The sequence below is a fragment of the Amycolatopsis benzoatilytica AK 16/65 genome, assembly GCF_000383915.1.
In the GTDB taxonomy this organism is placed as follows: Bacteria; Actinomycetota; Actinomycetes; order Mycobacteriales; family Pseudonocardiaceae; genus Amycolatopsis; species Amycolatopsis benzoatilytica.
Map to the genome: position 1 here is coordinate 1,898,843 of NZ_KB912942.1, position 20,864 is coordinate 1,919,706.

A 20,864-nucleotide genomic window follows, 5' to 3' on the forward strand; every position below is an offset into this window, starting at 1 on the left:
CACTCGGGGCCCGCACGGAGATGTCGAAAGACCCTGGTGTGGCGCCGTCGAGGCGGGGAAGCGCTCGCTGGCCCTGCCTCGACCTGTCGCGTCGTGCTGGGTGTCGCGCGGCCTTCACGACGACATCGGGCAGCCGGATCCGCCTGTCCTTTCCGGCCGCGTCGTTCGTTTCCGAGGCCCGCTCTGCCCGGCAAGGCGCCATCGGACGCTCCGCTCAGGGCTGGTCGGTGCGGATGGTGACGTGCAGGTAGTGCGCGATCCCCAGCCGTCGCCAGACCCGGGCATGCGCGGCCGGCACCTGGGGCCAGGCGGTGGCCGCGTCGATGATCTGCGGTGCGGTCACCTCGTAGGTCTCACCGCGGGCCTGGACGGTGGCCCGGCCGGCGGCCAGGACGTTGCGCAGCCAATCGACCCCGGTTCCGTAGGGCAGCGGGATGACGAAACCGTTCCCGGCACGGTCCGCGACCACCGGAGTGGCGTACGCCTTTCCCGACCGGCGCCCGGTGTGCCGGATCACCGCCGCGTACCAGTGTCGGCTTCCGGCGACTCGCATCATGAGCGGGTTGACGATGTGCTTGACGAATGCCCGCAGCGGGTCCTTCGCGGGCCGCTCCGTTCCCGACGTGCGGTCTCGATCCATTGTGGACATACGGCCCTCCCGAAGTCGCCTCCGTGCTCGGGTCCAGATTCGCCGCACCGCACGCGGGGGTCAGGAGGACAAAGCCACGCCTGAGGAGGACCTTCGGTCAGCCCGCGGGGCGTGCCCGGCGGAGCAGCCAGCGGCGGACTTCGTCGGCACCCCAGACGACGACCGGGAAGGGGGCGGTGAACGCGAGCATTCCCGGGGTGAGCGCTGCGGTGCCGAGGACCGCGTGCAAGGGCGGGAAGTAGATGATGGCGGCGGCGAGGACGAGTTCGAACGCGATGCCCCAGAGCAGGAGCGGGTTGGAGAAGACGCCGATCGAACGCAGCGAGGCGTGTTCGGTGCGGGCGGCGAAGGCGGTGCCGATCTGGCCCGCGACCATGCCGAAGAAGGTCATCGTGGTGGCCTGCTGATAGGCATGGTGCAGGGGAGTGCCAGGGCCGACCGGGTCGCCGGGATGCCAGCCGGCGCCGAGCAGGACGTAGAAGAATCCGGCCATTTCCAGTGCGGCGCAGAGGACGCCGAGGAACAACCAGGCGCGCAGCAGCATGGGGCCGCGGATGACGGGTTCGCCGCGCGTGCGGGGCGGGCGGCGCATGAGGCCGGGTTCGGCGGGCTCGCGGCCGAGCGCCAGCGCGGGCAGGGTTTCCGTGCCGACGTCGAAGGCCAGCAGTTGCAGCACCGTCAACGGAAGCGGGATGGCCCCGCCGGAGAGTGCGAACACGACGAACGGCGCCACTTCGGGAGTGGCGTGCGCGAAGATGTAGAAGATGAATTTGCGGATGTTGTCGTAGACGCGCCGTCCGGCTTGGACGGCGGCGGAGATGGTGGCGAAGTTGTCGTCGGTGAGCACGACGGTGGACGCTTCCCGTGCGACGTCGGTGCCGGATCGGCCCATGGCGACGCCGATGTCGGCGCGGCGGAGAGCGGGGGCGTCGTTGACGCCGTCGCCGGTCATGGCGACGACGTGCCCGGTGGCGCGCAGCGCGTCGGCGATGCGCAGCTTGGCCTCGGGCGAGGAACGGGCGAAGATCAGCTCCGATCGCCCGGACAACAGGGTGTCGAGGTCGGCTTCGCTCATCCGGTCGAGTTCTTCGCCGGTGATCACGGTCGGATTCCCCTGGGTGATGCCGACTTGTTCGGCGATGGCCGCGGCGGTGAGGCCGTGGTCGCCGGTGATGACGATGATGCCGATGCCCGCGGCGTGGCAGTCGGCTACCGCGCCGGCGACTTCGGGACGGGGCGGGTCGACCATGGCGACCAGGCCGAGCAGGGTCAGGTCTCGCTCGGCCTGGTCCCGGTTCGCGGGCGGAGCGGCACCGGGTCGGAGTGGCCGTTCGGCGACGGCGAGGACGCGAAGTCCTTGGCGTGCTTGGGCATCGACGAGGCCGGCGAGTTCGCGACGGCGGTCCGCGGTGAGCGGTCCCGGCCGGCCTTCGGAGTCGAGTTCGCTCGTGCACAAGGGCAGCACCGTTTCCGGGGCGCCTTTGGTGTGCACCCAGATCCGGCCGTCGGCCGCCGCGTCGAGCGTGGACATTCGTTTGCGGCTCGGATCGAAGTGGAACTGCCGCTGCCGCCTGCGCTGCCGCTCCTCCGGGTCGAGCCGCACGCCCAGCAGGGCGCCCGCGTCGAGCATGGCGACCTCGGTGGGGTCGCCGATCGGATGGTCCGGGGTGTCGACGCGGGCGTTGCTGCAGGCGGCCATCGCGGCCGCGACCCGGGCCAGCGGCACGTCGGCGGGCGGGGGCTGCCCGGTGTCGAAGGGGTGGGCGCCGGTCGCGGTGCGGATCACGGTGACGCGCATCCGGTTCTCGGTGAGCGTGCCGGTCTTGTCGGTGCAGATGACGTCGGTGGAGCCGAGGGTTTCGACCGCGCTGAGCCGTTTGACGACCGCGCCGCGCCGGGCCAGTCCGCGCACCCCGATCGCCAGCGCGAGCGTGATGACCGGCAGCAGCCCCTCGGGGACGTTGCCCACCAGCAGCCCGACCGCGAAGACCACCGCGTTGAGCAACGACAGCCCGGCGCCGAGCGTCGCGACCGGGATGAACGCCACGCCCAGCAGCACCGAGATCAGCGCGATCAGCCAGGCCACCCGGCGCACCTGGTGCTCCAGCGGGCTTTCGTCGCGTTCCACTCGCTCGGACAGTGCGGCGATCCGGCCCAGCTCGGTGCGCATGCCGGTGGCGAACACCACCGCGCGGGCGTCGCCTTCGGTGCAGGTGGTGCCGCTGAACACCAGGTCCCGCGCTTGCAGCAGCGGCTCCTGGCCGTCGAGGAGATCCGCGGAACGGAAGGCCGGCAGCGCTTCTCCGGTCAGCGCGGACAGGTCCACCTCGAGGCCGCCGTCGAGAAGCCGGGCGTCGGCCGAGATCCGGTCGCCCTCCTCGATGACCAGCACATCTCCGGGCACCAGCTGGGCGGCTTCGATCTCGGTGACGTGCCCGTCGCGCAGCACCTTGGCCCGCATCGGCAGGTAGGCGGCCAGCGCTTCCACCGCCTTTTCGGCGTGTTGTTCCTGCGCGAACGCGAACGCCGCGTTCACGACGATCACCACCACGATCGCGATGGCCACCGGTTCGATGCCCACCAGCCACGCCAGCCCGGCCGCGGCCCACAGCAGCAGCGCCAGCGGATGGGTGAACTGCCGCGCCAGCTCCCGCGGCCACCGCCGGCCGCCTCGCCGGCGCAGTTCGTTCGGTCCACTGTGGACCAGACGCCGCTGGGCCTCCCGGGTGCTGAGCCCGGAGCGGGAACTGCGCAGATCCCGCAACAGGCGATCCACCTGTTCGGTCGGGTCCAACCGGACGTCCAGCTCCGCATCGGTCTCGGTCATCAGCACCCCACGAGTCGCCGCGTTCGGCCACAGTGTCGCCCGGCGGGACCGGAGCGGACGACGGCCGGTTGCCCTCACCTCGGTGACCAACGACCCCTCCGGCCAGCCTCGCCGCGCGGACGGCTGGCGCGGACACGGCGGGCTACCCGCGCGGCGCTGTCCGGTTCCGCTGCCAGCCGCGGATCCGGTCGATGAGGTCGGTCGGACGTTCCTCGACCAAGTCCAAGGCGCCGGCGTAGATGCTGCCGTCGCCGCCGTCGACGGTGATCGGATCTCCTTCGCGGAGTTCGAGGTCGCCGAAGCGCACCGTGCGGGCTTTGGCGTCGATAACGAGGTCGGCGCAGTTGACCAGGCAGACGAGGCCGAGCTGGCGGGCGACCACGGCCGCGTGCGAAGTTCGTGCGCCGCGGGCGGTGAGCAGGCCGCCGCACGCTGCCAGCGCCGCGATGTCGTCGGTGGATGCCTCGGGCCGCACGAGGACCGCCCGCGCACCGTGCCGCAGATGATCGGCGGCGGCGGTCGCGTCCAGTGCGATCGGGCCGGTGGCGACGCCGGTGCTGGCGGGCACGGCGCGCCCGAGCGTCCGCTGCCCCGGCCCCGGCACGAGCCGGTGGCGGGTGATGCGGTCCAGGTCGTAGCCGCGGAGCCGATCGACGGCGGTGTCGCGGTCGATGAGGCCCTCGTCGACCAGATCGCAGGCGATGCGCAGCGCCGCCCATGGGGTGCGTTTGGCGGCGCGGGTCTGCAGCAGCCAGAGGGTGCCCTCTTCGACGGTGAACTCGAAATCCTGGGCGTCGGCGAACACCGTTTCCAGGGTGCTGCCGACTTTGCTCAGCTGCCGGGCGAGAGCCGGGCTCAGATCGGTTTCCCCGCTGCCGTCGCCGATGCGGTTGCGGCCGGCGACGACATCCTCGCCTTGGGCGTCGAGGAGAAAATCGGCATACAAGCGGTGCTCGCCGGTGGCGGGATCGCGGGTGAAGGCTACGCCGGAGCCCGAGTCCAGTCCTCGGTTGCCGAACACCATGGCCTGCACGGTCACGGCGGTGCCGGGAAGGTCGGTCAGCCGCTCGATCCGCCGGTACGCGGCCGCCCGGTCGCTGTTCCACGATCGGAACACTCCCTCGATCGCACCGGTCAGCTGAGCCGCCGGATCTTGGGGAAACGGCCGGCCCACGACCGACCGGTAGGTTTCGAGCATCCGGCCGGTCAGTTCGCGCAGTCCGGCGACGTCGAGCTCGTTCACCGCGGGTACCCCGTGCCGCCGGGTCGCTTCGTCGGCCAGTTCGGCGAACGGCGCGGGCGAGCTGCCGTCGACGACCTCGGCGTAACACTGGATCAATCGCCGGAACGAGTCCCAGACGAATACCGGATCGCCGGTCGCCAGCAGCAGTCCCGGCAGCGTGCGCTCGCAGAGCCCGACGTCCAGAACGGTGTCGAGCATGCCGGGCATGGATACCGGCGCGCCCGAGCGCACTGACACCAGCAGAGGTCTGCGGTCGGCGCCGAACCGCCGGCCAGTGCGGAGTTCGAGATGACGAATTCCGCGCGCGATCAGCTCGCGGACCGGTGCGTCGAGCTGTCCGCCGCGTTCGTGGTAGTCCGCGCAGAGCGGGGTGCCGAGGACGAACGCGGGCGGGATGGGCAGCGCCGCGTCGGCCATGCGCATCAAGCCGGCGGCCTTCGCGCCGACGATCTCGGTGTCGGGCGAGGGGGAGCCGCTGGCGCTCAGGAGGAACAGGCTCATCGGCTGGCCACCAGACCGAGAATGTGGTCGCGCAGCCCCAGCGCCGAGCGCAGCAGCGCATCCGTGGCGTCCTCCACGGTCCGCGACACTCCGTCGGCGACGTAAAGGCTGCGGAACTCGGGAGCCTGGGTGACCAGTGCGGCACGGGCAGTGCGGTCGGCCGAGTCGGCGTCGTGTTCCAGAATGCCGACCCGCTCGATGGCGAGCAGGAAATCCTCCAGGTCCTCGGACTGGGCTCCGTCGACCACATGCCGGGCGAGCTCGACGACCTTGAGGTGCTCGCGAGCCGCCCGCACGGCCACCGCGGCGACCGGTTCGAGCAGCGGCGGTATCGCGCCGGTCGCGTCCGGTGCCAGGAGAGTCAGCTGGAACACCGCCTCCTCGAGGGAGTCGACAGCGTCGTCGGCGGTGACCGTCAGCCGGGCGACGGTGCCGCCGCCGTCGACCCGCCGGGCGTCCCGGCGCTGTGCGATCACGAACTCGTCGGCCCGGTGCTCCCAGCCGGCTGCCCGGACCGCCGCGCGCTGCAGGTAGTCCGCGCCGCCCGGCGCGCCGAGCCGCAGCAAGGCCCCGTGCAGCGCCTGCGCGCACTCGACGATCAGACTGGCGTGCTCGGCGCTGGTGTCCAGCAGTCTCTGGTGCGATGCCTGGACGTGTCGACGGACTTCGACGCGCAGCTCGTCGTGGATCAGCCGCGCGGACTTGCCGGCCAGCCGGCCGAGCGCCGCGGCGCGGAGCGCGAATTTCGTGACCGCTACGGTGGAATCCCGGCCGAGCACGTCGACCAGCGGTTCCCCGTAGCGGGCCCGCACGGTGACCGCGGCCTCGACCGCGTCGTAGATCAGCCGTTCGCCGCCGAGAGAAAGCCAGGCCAGGTGCCCGACATTCTCCTCGGCCGCCCAGCTCAGCACGGCGATCGCGGCATCGCGGCCCAGCAACGGCGTCAGCCGCTTGCGGGCCCGGTTCCAGTCCAGGACGAATACCAGCCGCGATCCGACCCGCCGCAGGTACGACGCGAGCCCGGCGGTGTCCGCCGCCACGAACCGGGCGACCGCCACGTGGTGCTCGCCGAGCACCGCGCCGCCGTGCCGGCGCTGAGCGTCGGACCAGTCGACGTCGTAGCCGGCCAGCATCGACTCGAAGAACCGCAGCCGCCGCGGGTGCACATCGGTGTAGGTCAGCGTGGCCGCCAGCCCCTCGACCGCCAGCAGGACCACATGGGCGTCCGTGGTGCCGAGATCGTTCTGGATCACCAGCCGGTCGCCGTCCCGGGTCGCCGTCGTGGCCAGGCCAGGGTGGTCGAACTTCATGGCCTCGGTCTCGTGGACGCCGGCCATGAACGCGGCCACCAGCTCGCGATCGCCCTCGCCGAGCCGGTAGCAGGCCGCGCCGTCGACCGATTCGGTGGCGAGCCGGCCCTGCAGCTGGTTCAGGGCACGGTGGGCGTCCATCACCAGCAAATGCGGCGAGTCGCCGTCGCGGCGATTGGTCGAAGCGATGGCATCCAGGTAATCGCCGTCCACCAGGTCACCGGTGATCTCGCGCGCGGCGGCCGACAGCGCGGCCAGGCGTGCCGCGTCCGGCGCGGCAACGCCGGCCGCTGTCAGCGGTGCCAGCATCTGCCCGATCGCGGTGTGCAGTTCCCGCTGAATCCGGGCCGCTCCGGCGATGAGATACCGGCCGTCGTCGGCCCGCTGGGCGGTGGCGACCACCTCGTCGTAGCCGGGGTCGCGGACTCCGGCAGCGAGTCGTTCGGCGCGCAACACAGCGACCGGCCCGGCCGGATGGTCGGCGCGGTTTCTGGCTGCCTGCACCAGACTCAGCAAGTATTTGGCCCGCTCGTTGGCCGCCAGCCCGCGAGTGACCAGGAACGGCAGCAGCAGAGTCGGTTCGCCGAGTTCCTCGACGATCTCGGTCTTGGCCGCAGGAACGGTCATCGTCGGGACCTCCGCCTATGACCGACGCGACCGATCAGCAGCGGGCCGCCGGTTCCCGATTTCTTCCCGGGTCGAGGATCGTCCAGTGCCAGGGCAGCCGGGCAGGGTCGTTGGACCCGGGCCGACGGGCCGTCGGTCGCTACCCGAGCGGAGGGACCATCGTCAGCTGCCGGGCGGGCCGTTCGACCGCAGAAGTCCGTCGCCAACGCCGGTAGCGTCTCGCAGATGCGGGAAGAGGAGCTGAAATTCTCGGCAAGCGACGATTTCGTCCTGCCAGGGCTGGCCTCGCTCGCGGCCGACGGCGGTGAGGTCTTGCGGGCGGGCACCCGCCGGTTGGCGGCGACCTACTACGACTCGGCCGATCTGCGGCTGGCCCGCTCTGGTGTGACGTTGCGCCGCCGCACCGGCGAGGACGGCCCGCCCTGGCACTTGAAGCTGCCGACCGGGACCGTGAACGTGCGAGAAGAGCTGGCCGCGGCCGGCCCGGAGGGCGAACCGCCACCGGAACTGGCTCGGCTCGTCACCGGGTGGCTGCGCACCGCCGCGCTCGCTCCGGTGGTGTCCCTGGAAACGATCCGCGACGCGTGGGAGGTCCGCGACCAGACCGGCCAGGCGCTGGTCGAACTGGTCGACGACAGTGTCACTGTTCGCCGCGACGGCGAGACTGTCGCGCGGTTCCGGGAGCTGGAGGTCGAACGCAAGGCACACGGGGACCTCGCCGCATCGGCAATGCGGGGGACCGCGACGCTGCTCGCCGAGGCTGGGGCGACCGGGGGCGAGTTCGTGCCCAAAGCGATCCGGGCACTGGGCGCCCAGGCGCTCGAACCGCCCGATCTCACCCCGCCCGGCCCGCTTCCGCATCGACCGGCCGGGGGCGAAGTCGTCACGGACGCGTTGCGCCGGACCGTGGCCCGCTTGATCGACCACGACGTGCGGGTGCGCCGCCTCGAGCCGGACGCCGTGCACCAGATGCGAGTGTGCTGCCGTCGGCTGCGCAGCGACTTGCGGATCTTCGCGCCCCTGGTCGACCCGGAATTCGCCGCACCGGTCATCGAGCACGTCCGCTGGCTGGGCGGCGTGCTCGGCGAACCCCGCGATGCCGAGGTGCTGCATGCCCGGCTGCACCACACGGCCGGCGCCGATCCGCTGGCGCCGCTCGACGAGCGGGCGATCGCCGTCTTGGACGGCGACTTGGCCGAGCGGGAGCGGTGCGCACTGCAAGCGCTCGCCGAGGCGATGGACGCCCGTCGTTACGCCGAGGTCCTCGACGCCCTCGTCGAGGCCGCCCTGCATCCGCGACTCACCGCTCAGGCGCGGCGTCCCGCCAGCCGCACCCTGCCACGCCGGGTCGCCAAAGCGTGGCGGAATCTCGAGACCGCTGCGAAGCTGAAGCCCCTCGACCCCGACGAGTCCTGGCACGCAGCCCGCATCCAGGCCAAACGCGCCCGCTACGCAGCCGAAGCCGTCGCACCCGCGATCGGCCGGGACGCTGCTCGGCTGGCCGACGCCATCGCCGAAATCCAGGACGTCCTCGGCGACCATCACGACGCGGTCATCGCCGCCCAGGAATGGGCCGAGCTCGCCAGGCGGCATCCCGACGACCCGGCGGTGATCCTCGCCTGCGGCCGGCTCGTCGAACGCGAACGCGCCGCCGCCCGCGCCGACCGGGCCCGGTTCGACCGCGCCTGGAAGCGGGCGGCCAGACCTCGGCTCACTCGGTGGCTCGCCGGGTCGAAGCGCTGACACCGGGTCGCCCCGGATCTCGCGGGAGCTCGAAGAGGCCGGCCGTGGTCGATCGTCAGGTCTGCCCTTGCACTGCGGTCAATCCGATCGAGCGCAGCCGCTTCTCGAAGAATGCCGCCGCGGTGATCGACCGGTATCTGTCCGGATCGGCGTTCCACCGGGCGTCCGGCCTCAAATCGACGTCGGCGCGCGGGTAGAGGAACAGCGGGCTGGAATAGCGGCTGTCGCCGGTCGGGCCGGCCGGAGCGTCGACCCGATGGACGGCGGAGCACAGGTATCCGCCGGTCAGATACTGCAGCATGTCGCCGACCTGCACGATCGTGTGGTCCGGTGGCGCGGTGCCCTCGATCCAGCCGCCGCCGCGGAGTTTGACGCGGAGTCCCTTTCCCGTCGACGGCGGGAGGACCGAAATGAGGTTGCCGTCGGTGTGCCGGCAGCCCCAGACGACCGTGCCGGCCTGCTGCGCGCTGATCGGCGGGTAGCACAGGGGCCGCAACGCGGTGCTCGCGTCGCGGGTCATTTCGGCGAAAAAGCCTTCTGGGTAGCCGAGTCTCGGTTCGAGCGCGCGCAGGACCGCTTGGCCGATGCGGTCGAGGGCGGTGAACAGCGAGAGCGCGGCCGTGCGGAACACCGGTGCCCCTTCGGGCCAGACGTTGCTGGCGTAGAACGCTGGGAAACGCGCTTTCAGCGTGGGGTCGGTCAACGATTCGGGGCCGACCAGCCAGCACGTGCGGTGGTCCGGCTGGGACGCGCCGTCCACCCCGGACCGCCGGCAGGCGGCCGCGGTTTCGACACCGAGCGGGGTATAGCCGCGCAGGTGATGGATCTCCGGCCGGCGGTAGCGGTCCAGTTCCTCCGGAGGCCGTTCGAACACCGAGCGGAACGCGGCATACGCGGCGGGCAGCATCCGGGCGACCTCCGGCGTTCGCACGAAGACGAAGCCGACTTCGCGGAGCCCGCGCTCCATCGTCTCGGCAAAAGCGCGCCGGCGAGGCTCGGATGCTGTCGCGTCGGCGAAGTCGGCCCGAAGGATTTCCCGCACCATGCCGGCAAAATACGACTGTCCGGGCGGCAGGGCAATGGGCTGTGTTTCACCGAGGCGAAGGGCCGCGGGGGCGGGGTTTTCGGCGCGGAGGCGCTCCGTCGAGATCAAGAGTGCGCCGGTTGCCACGACGCTGGTGCTTGGAGGATGCTCGGGTGCGTCCGGTGGCGCCGCCGGGGCGCTGCCCAGATCAGGCAGGGGGTGGGCCGTGTACGCGCGTTCCACGACGATCCAGGCGAATGTCTCTGCGATCGAGGACGGGGTCGGGCAGGTTCGCGATGTGGTGCTGCCGGAGTTGCAGGCCGCCGGCGGCTTCGTGGGTTTGTCGATGCTGGCCGACCGGGGTTCGGGCCGGTGCATAGCGACCAGCTCGTGGGAGTCCCTCGACGCGATGCGGGCCAGCGAATACACCGTCCGGCCGCTGCGGCATCAGGTTTCGCAGCTGCTCGGCGGCACCCCGCACGTAGAGGAGTGGGAGATCGCTTTCCTGCACCGCGACCACCGGTCGCGGCCGGGCGCTTGTGTCCGGGCCACGTGGTTGCAGACCGACGCGGCGCGGCTCGACCGCGCCATCGACGCCTACAAGATGGGTGCCTTGCCCGCGATCGAGAGCCTCGAAGGCTTCTGCAGCGCCAGCCTGCTGGTCGACCGAGGCAGCGGCCGTGCGGTGTCCTCGGTCGCCTACGACAACGTCGATGCGATGCGGCGCAGCGACGAGCGGGCGGCCCGGGTCCGGACGTCGGCGACCGAGGACACCGGTGCGCACGTCATGGAAGTGTGCGAATTCGAGCTGGTTCTGGCGCATCTGCGGGTACCTGAACTCGCCTGACCGGGTTTCTCCCCGGGAACGCGGCCCGGGCGGACGCGTTCCCGATCCGGTCCGGCGCGAAGGTCGGAGAATTGCGCGCCGTCGCGACGTGGAGTCGCCCGCAGTGTCCACAAAGGAGAAACCGGCCGGTCCGTCTAGAGCGGGTCTCGGCCGGCTGGGGTGCCGAGATCGCACACGGACGTCCGTGAAGGGCCCTTTCCGGGACTCAGATTCCCACAAGGGGCCCTTCACGGACGAGTCCGCCCGCCCGGAACAACCGGCTGGACCGGTGATTCCCGTGGCGCGTCGACGGCGGCCGCCATCGTGGGAACCCGGAAAAGCCCGGCGCACAACGGAATCGACCGCCTCGCAGGGAAAGCGAGGGCCCGGCCCGGCCGGATTTTGGCGGGCGAACGGACTGGCGCGGCTCAGTCCGGAGAGGATCCCCGGGAGATCCGGGCCGCGACGATCCCTCCTGCGACGAGCAGGACTGCCGCGGCGGCGACCCACGCCCATCCGGGCAGGTCGTTGCCGGTGTCGCTGGGCGCGGCTGCCGGTGCGGCGAGCGCCGGCTGAGCAACAGCGGAGGCGGGCGCGGCGACGGCGGCGCCGGGTTTGGTGAGCGTGAAGGCGTAGGAACCCGACACCGGATGTCCGTCGGCGGACACCACCCGGTAGTCCACTGTGTACTTTCCGGCCGGGCCGAGCGGCTTGACTGGCGCGGTCAGGGTCGGCCCCTCGGTCGTCGGGGCCGCGGACTCCCAGTGCGTCGCCCCGTCCGGTCCGCGCACCGTCAATTCGGTGAATCCGCTGTCCAGCGGCTCGTTGAAGGTGAGAACGATTTTCGCGGGTGCGGAGTCGACGGCGGAATCTTTCGCCGGAGTACTTGCTTCCAGGAAGCTGTGCGCTTCGGCCGGAAAGGTCGGCAGGACCGTCGCCAAGAGGAGGAAGAACGTCGTCGTGAGTGCGCGCGTGATGCGTTTCCGGCGGCGGTCCGAGGGGCAGACGCTGGGGAATTCCGGCATGAACCCTGCTTCCTGGAGGAATTGATGGTGGGCGGAGATGGTGTCGGAGCCCTGTTGTCGCCGGTGCGGCGATAGTGAAACGGCAGGGTTAAATAGTTCTCACCGTCCGCTGGGGCGATTGGTTCACTGCTTGGCGTTCGGTATTCGGAGATCAATTTTACGTTCCCGTCATGGTCGGGTCGTCTGCTGAAACGTGCGGTCTGGTGAGGTGCTCGCATTCGTCTAGATCCATTCCGAGTCGACGACTTCGGAATCGCGTTCCCGGTCGGAAGGAAATGCTTGTGGTGGCTTCAGCAGGGCTTCGACGGGACCAGGTGGTCGCGGCCTGTCTCGCGGGCGCCGTCGTCGTAGTGGTCGGATACGCCTCGGGCATCGGGCTTAAGACGACGGTTGCGACCGGCCCGGCGGCCTCGGATCAGGCTCCGGCGCAGGCGGTGCCCGCGCCGCAGCAGCCGCCGCCGAACGGCGAACTGCCTCCGATGGCTTCCGTGCCGCCGATGCCGCCGATGCCGGACGGCGGGCCGCCGCCGGGCGACCTGCCGGCCGCTCCGGTAGCCGACGCGCCGACGAGCGACGTGGCGGTGCCGACCATGGAAAACCCGCAGCCGTCCGGAGATCCGGTCCCGCCGGGAACGCCCCCGCAGACCCCGCCTTCCACGACGGCGCCGACCTGCCAGCCGGGAGCGGTCCAACCCGTCCTCGACACAGCCGGCGGGCTGCCGCTGGTCGGCGGGCTCACCGCCGGGGCCGGGGTGACCGGCCCCAACGGGCTCCTCGCGACGCTCATCGGTTTCTGCCCGACCGCACCAGGAACTCCGGCCCAGCTCCCGGGCGCAGTGCCGTTGCCGCCCGCCGCGACGGCGTCCGCGGCGATTCCCGCGAGCGGGGGCTGAGCCGATGGAACCCGGCTCGGCCAAGTTCTGGTATGTCCTCGCCCGATCCGCGGACTACGCCGGCCTCGCGGTGTTCGTCGGCGGGCTGTTCTTCCTTGCGCTGTTGTGGCCTTCCGGGGCGGACCGCCGCCGGGCGCGCCGCGTGCTGGTGACCGGCTGGGTGCTCGGATTCGCCGGGACGGTGGCCGGACTCGGGTTGCAGGGCGCGTGGGTGGCGCAGCGGTCGCCGGCGGACCTGTTCGATCCGGATCTGCTCGGCCAAGTCCTCGGCGGGCAGTTCGGCCGGATCTGGTTCGCCAAAGCGCTGCTGTGGGTGCTCGGCGGCGTCGTGCTCGCCGACGTGCTGCAACGCGGCCGGCGGGCCGCGGTGTCGACGGGATGGCGGGTCGGCGCGGGCGTGGTCGCGGCCGGGCTGCTGCGCACCACCGGGTTGACCGGGCACTCGGCGGAAAGCTCGCATCCGCTGGTGAGCCAGCTGGCGGATTTCGGGCACCTGGCGGGGATCTGCGCGTGGATCGGCGGGCTCGCGATGCTGCTGTTCGGCGTGCTGTCCCGGCGCGACCCCGACGAACTCGCCGACGTCGTTCCGCGCTATTCGAAACTCGCGCTCGCCTCGGTCCTGGTCGTGATCGTCGCGGGGGTTGCGCTGGCGGCCGAAACGCTGGGCGGCTTCGGGCGCGTGTTCACCTCCGGCTACGGCCGGATTCTGCTCACGAAACTCGCGGTGCTCGCGGTGGTCCTGCTGTTCGCGCAAGCGAGCAAGAGCTGGGTCGCGCGGCGTCTCGACTTCGCGGTGGTGCTGCGCGGCGACGCCGGCGCGGTCCGTCCGTTCGTCTATTCCGTCGCCGCCGAAGCCACGCTCGTCGTCGTGGTGCTTTTCGCGGCGAGCCTCCTCGTCACCGCCAGTCCCGGCCGGTGAACGTCTCCACCCTGGAAAGGAATCTCCTTGATGGACAACCCGGAACCCACCTCTGCCGCCGCCGGAACGCGGCCGGAAGCCCCGCCCGCGGCGGCTCGCCGGCGCCGGTGGCCGATCGCGGTCGCGGTCGTCGCACTGGCGTCGGCCCTGGTCAGTCTCACCGCCCTGCGCCCGGGACAGCCGGCCTCTCCGGTCGCCGCGCCGAACACGGCGCAGGTCGACCTCGCGGCGCTGGCGAAGCAGAGCCCGCTCGCCGTCCCGCTCTACCAGGGGCTGGCGCAGCAACAAGGCGGCGCCGCACCGGCGGCCGCGACCGCCTCGGCCAAACAGATCGAGATGCGCGGGTACAAGTTCTCCCCGGCCAGCCTGACCATCGCCGCCGGCGACACGGTGACCTGGACCAACCACGACACCGCGCCGCACAACGTCGTCGTGACCGACGGGCCGGAGAAGTTCTCGTCGCCGACCCTGCAGACCGGCGGGACGTTCTCGCACACCTTCACCAAGGCAGGCACCTACTCCTACTACTGTTCGATCCACCCCGACATGAAGGCGACCGTCACCGTCGACGGCGCGGCCCCGCCGCCGTCGTCGCCGAGCGCCCCGCCGTCGTCCGCGACGCCTACCGCGCCGTCCAGCCCGACGCACTCGATGCCGATGCCCACCGACGCCCCACCGGGCACGTGCGTGCCCAAGGCTGTGCTGCAGCCGATCCTCGATCACGTCAAGGCCGCGCACCTGGAAGAGTCCCCGGGGCAGCAGGCGACCGATCTGCTGAACCTGGACCAGTACATCAAGACGCACACTGTCTGGCTGGAAAGCGTGCTCAAGCCCGCGTTCGACGGGTCGGCGGACAAGGTCGTCACCGACACGCTCGCACCGATCATCGCGCACATCAAGGCCGCGCACCTCGAAGAGTCCCCGGGCCAGCAGGTCACCGATCTGCTGAACCTGGACCAGTACATCAAGACGCACACCGTCTGGCTCGAAAGCGTCCTGACGCCGCTGCTGAACCAGGCGTCCTGCTGACCGTGCCGACCGTTGGTCCGGGGCGGGCCGTCGCGCCCGCCCCGGACCGCCTCGACCCCCGGAGGACTTCGTGCCCACCGACACCCGGTTCCTGCCCGCCGCCGGCTCCCTCGACCCGGACCCCGGCGTCCACCGGATCCGGCCCGATCGCTGCGTGCTGGAGCTGACGCTGCGGCTGCTCGGGCTCCCCGTGCTGCGCGGACGGCTGACCGTGCGCCGTGCCACGTTCACCCGCGACCCGCAAGGCAGCGTGGTCACCGCCGAGATCGACGGCTCGTCCTTCCGGTCCGGCGTCCCGTTCGTGTCCGCGATGGTCACCCGGGAGCTGGGCACGGTGCTCTTCACCGGCGAGGAGATCGCCGAACGGCCCGGGGCCGAGTTCGCCGGGCGCCTGGACTTCGGCGATTCCGCCCGCGATCTGGTGCTCGGCGGCGAAGTCCGCGAGGCGGGGGAGGGGCAGGTCGTCCTCTGGCTGAGCGGAACATTGCCGCCGCCCCGCCGTCCTCTTCGGACAGTCAGTCGGCTCTTGCGGCAGCTCGCCCGCCGGCCGGTTCGCATCGAGTTCGCCGGGGAGTTCGTGCTGTGAAACGCTTCTTCGCGCTACTGGCCGCCGCCGTCCTGCTCGGCCTTTTCGCCGCACCGGCATCCCCAGCCGCTGCGGCTGCGCAGACCGTCATGATGCAGGACTACGCCTACTCGCCCGCGTCTTTGACCGTGCACGTCGGCGACAGCGTCACCTGGATCCAGCACGACACCGCCCCGCACGACGTCGTCACCACCAGCGCCCCGGTCGCTTTCCGCAGCCCGCAACTGTCCCAGGGGCAAAGCTGGAGCTACACCTTTCAGACCGCGGGCACCTACGCCTACTACTGCTCCGTCCATCCCGATATGCGAGCCCAGGTCATAGTTCAGCCAGCTGCCACCACTCAGCCGCCCGCTCCGCGAACCACCCCTTCCGTGTCCGCTTCCCGCACTCCCAGCAGGACCGCCGCGGCAGCGCCTCCGGTGAGTGCCGCGCCAACGGCCTCCTCGTCCGCGACCGCGGCCGCCGCGCCGAGCCAACCCGTCCCGGCGGCGGCCCCACCGGCCGCGACCGCGCCGGTCGCCCAGGCGACGACCAGCCTCGACCCGAAGCTGCTCGTCGCCGGACTCGTGACGGCGGTCGCGATCGGCTGCCTGCTCCTGCTGACGTCACGGAAAGCCTGACGACTGGCCAGGACGAAACCCGCCCCAGGTCGCGCACACCGTCAGATGCCCCTGCTGCCGCACGGCCCGCTGGCTCCCCACTGGGAGGTCAGCGAGCAGCCGCCTTCCGCTCGCGTTGCGGCTGGACGACGTACTTCGGGTCCCGAGCCGATGCGACCCCCGCCTGGTAGACCCCGAACCGCGTGCACAGTCCGGCTGCCAGATACCCGGCCCCGCTGGCGATCGCCGCGAACTTGCTGCGCCGGGCAGCGAGCGAGAGCCCGGCAGCCGCGACGGTGAGCCCACGAGCGGCCTTCAGCAGCTTGCCCGCCCGCCCCGTGCGGTACGGCTCGGACACCAGGCCGAGCTTGTGTTCCAGCCGATGCGCCGCGGTCAGTTCGGCCGCGGCGCCAGCCAGCGCGGCGCGCACCACCGGCGTGGTCTCCGACGACGGGGCGGCCAGCAACGCCACCCCGGCGCCGCTGGTCATCGCACTGCCGGCGAACAGCACCGGCAATTCCCGGCGGCCTTCATGCCATGACGGAGTGCTGGTATCAGCGATCAGGACCGCGGTGTAGGTGCACATCGCCGGGCCCAGCAGCCCGGCGGCGGCACCGGCGAGACGCCCCGCCGAAGGCAGCCAGCCGGTCACCGCGGAACCGGCGGAAACCGCTGCCAGCCCGGAGAACGGCGCGAGGATCCAGGACCCGACCGACAACGGCGACGTCGGCTTCAGTACTCGCAGCATGTGCAGGAACCGGGCCGGCCGGCCCAAGTCGTGGACCAGCGCCAGAACGCTCGCGGCCGCACCGCTGGCCGCGGCGAGCCGTCCGACGGCGGCGAGGCCCGGCCGTCCGGTGCGCTCCGCGAGCGCGGCGATCGAAGCCGACGAACCGGCCATCCCGCCGAGGAACAAGTACAGCGGCACGTCGGGCTGCTTCCACGCCGGTTCTTTCAGAATCGGCCGGCCGTAATAGGAATCGGACCGGGTGCTCATCGGCGACCGCCCAGAAACGATGCGGCGAGCGCCCCGGCGACGCCGACCGCCGCGGCTGCCGCGTGCTTCCACATCTGCGCCAGGTGTCTCGTCGGCACCACCGGGTCCGGCGGCAGGCCGTAGACCTCGGGCTCGTCCAGCAGCAGGAAGAACGCGCCGTCGCCGCCGACCCCGTCGTCCGGGTCGTTTCCGTAGAGCCGGGCCTGCGACACGCCCGCGTCCTGCAGCTGCCGCACCCGCCCGGCCGCCCGTTCGCGTAGCTCGTCCAGTTCGCCGAACTGGATGGAATCGGTCGGGCAAGCCTTGGCGCACGCCGGTTCGAGTCCCTCGCCCAGCCGGTCGTAGCAGAGGGTGCACTTGAACGCGCGACCGTCGCTTTCCCGTTTTTCGATCACGCCGTAGGGACAGGCGGGCACGCAGTAGCCGCAGCCGTTGCAGATGTCTTCCTGCACCACGACGGTGTCGAATTCGGTCCGGAACAGCGCGCCGGTCGGGCACACGTCCAGGCAGCCCGCGTGCGTGCAGTGCTTGCAGACGTCGCTGGACATCAGCCAGCGCATCCCGCTGTCCTCGTCCTGCTGCGGCGCACCGACGCCGGGCATCCCGAGGTCGGTCGCGGGCTGCTCCACGAACGCGACGTGCCGCCACGAATTCGCGCCGAGGTCGCCGGTGTTGTCGTAGGACATGCCGAGCAGGTCGAGGCCGGTGCCGGGGACGTCGTTCCACTCCTTGCACGCGACCTCGCACGCCTTGCACCCGATGCAGACCGACGTGTCGGTGAAAAAGCCCATCCGGGGCTGCGTGCCGTACTCAGCCATCCGCTCTCCTCCGGTAGTCCTCGACCAGCTCCAGCAGCGCCGGCCCGCGCGGACGGCGGCCCGGCACGATGTCGCAGGTGGCCGCCTTCGCCTCCTGGATGTGCACGTTCGGGTCCAGCACCACCGAAAGCAGGTCGTTGGCCGGGTCGCCGCGGGACAGGCCGCCCGGGCCCCAGTGGTAGGGCAGCCCGACCTGGTGGATCGTGCGCCCGCGCACCCGCAGCGGCGGAATCCGTTCGGTCACCAGCACTCGCGCCTCGATCGCCGTGCGCGCCGACACGATCGTCGCCCATCCGCCGTGCTCCAGACCCCGTTCCGCGGCGAGGTCGGGGGAGACCTCGCAGAAGAACTCGGGCTGCAGCTCGGCCAGATACGGCAGGGTCCGGCTCATCCCGCCCGCGGTGTGGTGCTCGGTGAGCCGGTAAGTGGTGAACACGTAGGGGAACACCGTGCTGCGGACCGGGTTGTACGGGTTCGCCGCGCTTTCCAGGGTCTGCCTGGCCGGATTGTCCTGTTGCCGGTAGAGCGCGTTGTCCACCGGGGACTCGAACGGTTCGTAGTGCGTCGGCAGCGGCCCGTCGGCGAGACCGGCGGGCACGTAAAGCCAGGCCCGGCCGTCGGTCTGCATGATGAACGGGTCGGCCCCGCCGAGCGCGTCCTGTGCCTGCGCGCCTTCCGGCGGCTGGTAGTCGGGCGGTTTGGTCGCCTCGAAGTCCGGTACGTCCGGGCCGGTCCACTTTTTCCGCTCCGCGTCCCAGTAGACGTACTTCTTGCGGTCGCTCCACGGTTTCCCGTCCGGATCCGCGGAAGCGCGGTTGTAGAGGATGCGCCGGTTCGCCGGCCACGCCCATCCCCATTCCGGGGCCACCCAGCTCTGTTCGGATCCGGGTTTGCGGTCCGCGGCGCGGTTGTGCCCGTCCGCGCGGACGCCGCAGTAGATCCAGCAACCGCACGAGGTCGAACCGTCCTCGGCGAGCTGGGTGTAGGACGAGAGCGGACCGTCCGGGCCGTGGCCGTTGATTTCCGCGAGCACCGAATCGGCCGACGGCTCGGCGACCGGCCCTTCGGTCGGATAGCTCCAGGTCAGCTCCTGCACCGGCAGATCGCGCGGATCGGTGCTGTCCTGCAGCTTTTCCCGGATCAGGCGGCCGAGGTGGTAGTAGAACCACAGTTCGCTGCGCGCCTCCCCGGGCGGGTCGACGGCCTTGTGGTGCCACTGCAGCAGCCGCTGGGTGTTGGTGAAACTGCCGTCCTTCTCGGTGTGCGCGGCGGCGGGCAGGAAGAACACCTCGGTGCCGATTTCGGCGCTGGCCAGCTCGCCGGTCTCGATCTCCGGGCCGTCCTTCCAGAACGTGGCGGTCTCGATCATCTGCAGGTCGCGCACCACGAGCCAGTCGAGGTTCGCGAGCCCGAGGCGCTGCAGTTTGCCGTTGGCGGAACCGACGGCAGGGTTCTCCCCGACCACGAAATAGCCCTTGCAGGTGCCTTCGAGCTGGTTCTTGACCGTCGAGTAAGTGCCGTGGTCACCGGTCAGCCGCGGCAGGTGGTCGAACCGGAAATCGTTGTGCGGCTGGGCGTGCTCTCCCCAGTACGCCTTGAGCAGGCTCACCGCGTAGGACCGCATGTTGCCCCAGAACCCGGTCGAGCCGGCGTCGGTCGCGACGTAGTCGTCGAGGCCGAAGTGCTGGTGTGCGTGCGGCATCGGGAGATAGCCGGGCAGCAGGTTGAACAGCGTCGGGATGTCGGTCGAGCCCTGGATGCTGGCGTGCCCGCGCAGCGCCATGATTCCGCCGCCGGGCCGGCCGATGTTGCCGAGCAGGGTCTGCAGGATCGACGCGGTGCGGATGTACTGGACGCCCACCGTGTGCTGGGTCCAGCCCACCGAGTACACCCACGCGGTGGTGCGCTCGCGGCCCGAGTTCGCGGTGATCGCGTCGGCGATCTCGCGGAACTTCGCCGCCGGGATGCCGCAGATGTCGGAGACCGCCTCCGGCGTGTAGCGGGCGAAGTGCCGCTTGAGCACCTGATAGACGCACCGCGGGTGCTGCAAGGTCGGGTCCTCGCGCGGTTTGCCCGGGATCGCCGCGCCGCCGCTGCCGTAGGACTCCGCGCGCGCCGAACTCTGATGTCCTTCGCCGCCGTGGTGGGTCTCCCCGCGCGGCCCCATCTCGCGATGGCCCGCCGCGGGCACCGCTTCGGTGCCTTCGTAGGCCCAGCTGGTCGCGTCGTACTGGCGGCGCTGGGGGTCGTAGCCGGAGAACAGCCCGTCGAGGTCCTCGGTGTCGCGGAAGTCCTCGCGCAGGATCGCGGCGGCGTTGGTGTAGGCCAGCACGTACTCGCGGAAGTCCAGCTCGTTGCTCAGCACATGGTTGACCAGGCCGCCGAGGAACGCGATGTCCGAACCGGCGCGCACGGTGGCGTGCGTATGCGCCATCGCGCTGGTGCGGGTGAACCGCGGGTCGACGTGGATGATCTTCGCGCCGCGCGCCTTGGCCTCCATCACCCACTGGAATCCCACCGGGTGGGCCTCGGCCATGTTCGAGCCCTGGATCACGATGCAGTCGGCGTTCGCCAGATCCTGCTGGAACGTCGTGGCCCCGCCACGACCGAAGGAGGTCCCCAGACCGGGAACCGTGGCGGAGTGTCAAATACGCGCCTGGTTCTCGATCTGGATCGCGCCCAGCGCGGTGTAGAGCTTCTTCATCAAGTAGTTCTCTTCGTTGTCCAGCGTCGCGCCGCCGAGGCTGGCGAACCCGAGCGTGCGCCGCAGCCGCACGCCGTTCTCGTCGGTCTCCTGCCAGGTTTCGGCACGGGTGCGCAGGACCCGCTCGGCGATCATGTCCATCGCCTGGTCGAGCGGAAGGTGCTCCCATTCGGTGCCGTACGGGCGGCGGTAGAGCACCTCGGTGACCCGAGACGGGCTGGTCACCAGCTGTTTGCTGGCCGAGCCCTTAGGGCAGAGCCGGCCCCGGGAGATGGGCGAATCGGGGTCGCCCTCGATCTGGGTGACGCGCCCGTCGCGCACGAACACCTGCTGCCCACAGCCGACCGCGCAGTAAGGGCACACCGACCGCACCACCCGGTCGGCGTCTTTCGTGCGCGCGTGCCACTGCTCGGAGCCGCGCGATTTCGCCGCGGCCCCGCGGGCCAGCCGATCCGGTCCGGCGGCTTGCCGGTACACCGGCCAGCTCTGGATCCACTGCCGGACACCCATGCTTGCCAAGGTAATCCTGTTCGCCAGCTCGCGC

At 71.2% G+C, this 20,864-nt stretch carries 16 protein-coding genes; 7 read left to right on the forward strand and 9 right to left on the reverse strand.

Going from position 1 to position 20,864, the window contains the following annotated elements; genetic code table 11:
* Nucleotides 1-214: 214 nt before the first annotated feature.
* The 4 genes from AMYBE_RS0108990 to AMYBE_RS0109005 form a co-directional block, all read right to left on the reverse strand.
* Nucleotides 215-649, reverse strand: coding sequence for a nitroreductase family deazaflavin-dependent oxidoreductase (locus tag AMYBE_RS0108990; protein ID WP_245573165.1), 435 nt, complete (start codon nt 647-649; stop codon nt 215-217).
* Nucleotides 650-746: 97 nt separating this feature from the next.
* A complete protein-coding gene (locus AMYBE_RS0108995) occupies nt 747-3,476 on the reverse strand; it encodes a cation-translocating P-type ATPase (protein ID WP_034288175.1) in 2,730 nt (909 codons plus the stop codon).
* A 142-nt stretch (nt 3,477-3,618) separates the two neighbouring features.
* The gene (locus AMYBE_RS41215; RefSeq protein WP_020659036.1) at nt 3,619-5,220 is read right to left on the reverse strand and encodes a PEP/pyruvate-binding domain-containing protein; all 1,602 of its coding nucleotides are present in this window, start codon (nt 5,218-5,220) and stop codon (nt 3,619-3,621) included.
* Nucleotides 5,217-7,157: a hypothetical protein gene (locus tag AMYBE_RS0109005; protein WP_020659037.1), complete on the reverse strand. Its 1,941-nt coding sequence runs from the start codon at nt 7,155-7,157 to the stop codon at nt 5,217-5,219. The genes AMYBE_RS41215 and AMYBE_RS0109005 overlap by 4 nt, the downstream gene beginning before the upstream one ends.
* 225 nt (nt 7,158-7,382) lie before the next feature.
* Between AMYBE_RS0109005 and AMYBE_RS0109010 the strand changes: the two genes are divergently transcribed.
* Nucleotides 7,383-8,900 carry a CYTH and CHAD domain-containing protein gene (locus tag AMYBE_RS0109010; RefSeq protein WP_020659038.1) on the forward strand — a complete coding sequence of 506 codons (1,518 nt, stop codon included), beginning with the start codon at nt 7,383-7,385 and terminating at the stop codon, nt 8,898-8,900.
* A gap of 55 nt (nt 8,901-8,955) precedes the next feature.
* Here AMYBE_RS0109010 and AMYBE_RS0109015 read toward each other — a convergent pair whose 3' ends face one another.
* Complete coding sequence (locus AMYBE_RS0109015) at nt 8,956-9,945, reverse strand: isopenicillin N synthase family dioxygenase (protein WP_020659039.1); 990 nt, start codon at nt 9,943-9,945, stop codon at nt 8,956-8,958.
* 205 nt (nt 9,946-10,150) lie between these two features.
* Here AMYBE_RS0109015 and AMYBE_RS0109020 point away from each other — a divergent pair, with 205 nt between their 5' ends.
* Nucleotides 10,151-10,771 carry a hypothetical protein gene (locus AMYBE_RS0109020; RefSeq protein WP_020659040.1) on the forward strand — a complete coding sequence of 207 codons (621 nt, stop codon included), beginning with the start codon at nt 10,151-10,153 and terminating at the stop codon, nt 10,769-10,771.
* Nucleotides 10,772-11,178: 407 nt separating this feature from the next.
* Here AMYBE_RS0109020 and AMYBE_RS0109025 read toward each other — a convergent pair whose 3' ends face one another.
* Nucleotides 11,179-11,775, reverse strand: a complete 597-nt coding sequence (locus AMYBE_RS0109025; RefSeq protein ID WP_020659041.1) for a copper resistance CopC family protein — start codon at nt 11,773-11,775, stop codon at nt 11,179-11,181.
* A 275-nt stretch (nt 11,776-12,050) separates the two neighbouring features.
* Here AMYBE_RS0109025 and AMYBE_RS41220 point away from each other — a divergent pair, with 275 nt between their 5' ends.
* The 5 genes from AMYBE_RS41220 (at nt 12,051) to AMYBE_RS0109050 (ending at nt 15,822) form a co-directional block, all read left to right on the forward strand.
* A complete protein-coding gene (locus AMYBE_RS41220) occupies nt 12,051-12,668 on the forward strand; it encodes a hypothetical protein (protein WP_034286871.1) in 618 nt (205 codons plus the stop codon).
* Nucleotides 12,669-12,672: 4 nt separating this feature from the next.
* Nucleotides 12,673-13,587, forward strand: a complete 915-nt coding sequence (locus AMYBE_RS0109035) for a copper resistance D family protein (RefSeq protein ID WP_020659043.1) — start codon at nt 12,673-12,675, stop codon at nt 13,585-13,587.
* 30 nt (nt 13,588-13,617) lie between these two features.
* Nucleotides 13,618-14,616 carry a cupredoxin domain-containing protein gene (locus AMYBE_RS0109040; protein ID WP_020659044.1) on the forward strand — a complete coding sequence of 333 codons (999 nt, stop codon included), beginning with the start codon at nt 13,618-13,620 and terminating at the stop codon, nt 14,614-14,616.
* Between the two features lie 70 nt (nt 14,617-14,686).
* Nucleotides 14,687-15,202, forward strand: a complete 516-nt coding sequence (locus AMYBE_RS0109045; protein ID WP_020659045.1) for a hypothetical protein — start codon at nt 14,687-14,689, stop codon at nt 15,200-15,202.
* Nucleotides 15,199-15,822: a cupredoxin domain-containing protein gene (locus AMYBE_RS0109050; protein ID WP_020659046.1), complete on the forward strand. Its 624-nt coding sequence runs from the start codon at nt 15,199-15,201 to the stop codon at nt 15,820-15,822. Before AMYBE_RS0109045 ends, AMYBE_RS0109050 begins: the two co-directional genes overlap by 4 nt.
* 88 nt (nt 15,823-15,910) lie before the next feature.
* On the opposite strand, the gene nrfD is transcribed toward AMYBE_RS0109050, so the two are convergent.
* From nrfD to fdh, 3 genes are read right to left on the reverse strand one after another with little or no spacing between them, the layout of a single operon-like run.
* On the reverse strand, nt 15,911-16,798 hold the full coding sequence (nrfD, locus tag AMYBE_RS0109055; protein ID WP_020659047.1) for an NrfD/PsrC family molybdoenzyme membrane anchor subunit: 888 nt from the start codon (nt 16,796-16,798) through the stop codon (nt 15,911-15,913).
* Nucleotides 16,795-17,616 (reverse strand): 4Fe-4S dicluster domain-containing protein, encoded by an 822-nt coding sequence (locus AMYBE_RS0109060; RefSeq protein ID WP_020659048.1) that lies wholly within the window; start codon nt 17,614-17,616, stop codon nt 16,795-16,797. Before AMYBE_RS0109060 ends, nrfD begins: the two co-directional genes overlap by 4 nt.
* The gene (gene fdh / locus AMYBE_RS0109065; RefSeq protein WP_169515212.1) at nt 17,609-20,830 is read right to left on the reverse strand and encodes a formate dehydrogenase; all 3,222 of its coding nucleotides are present in this window, start codon (nt 20,828-20,830) and stop codon (nt 17,609-17,611) included. Before fdh ends, AMYBE_RS0109060 begins: the two co-directional genes overlap by 8 nt.
* Between the last annotated feature and the right edge of the window lie 34 nt (nt 20,831-20,864).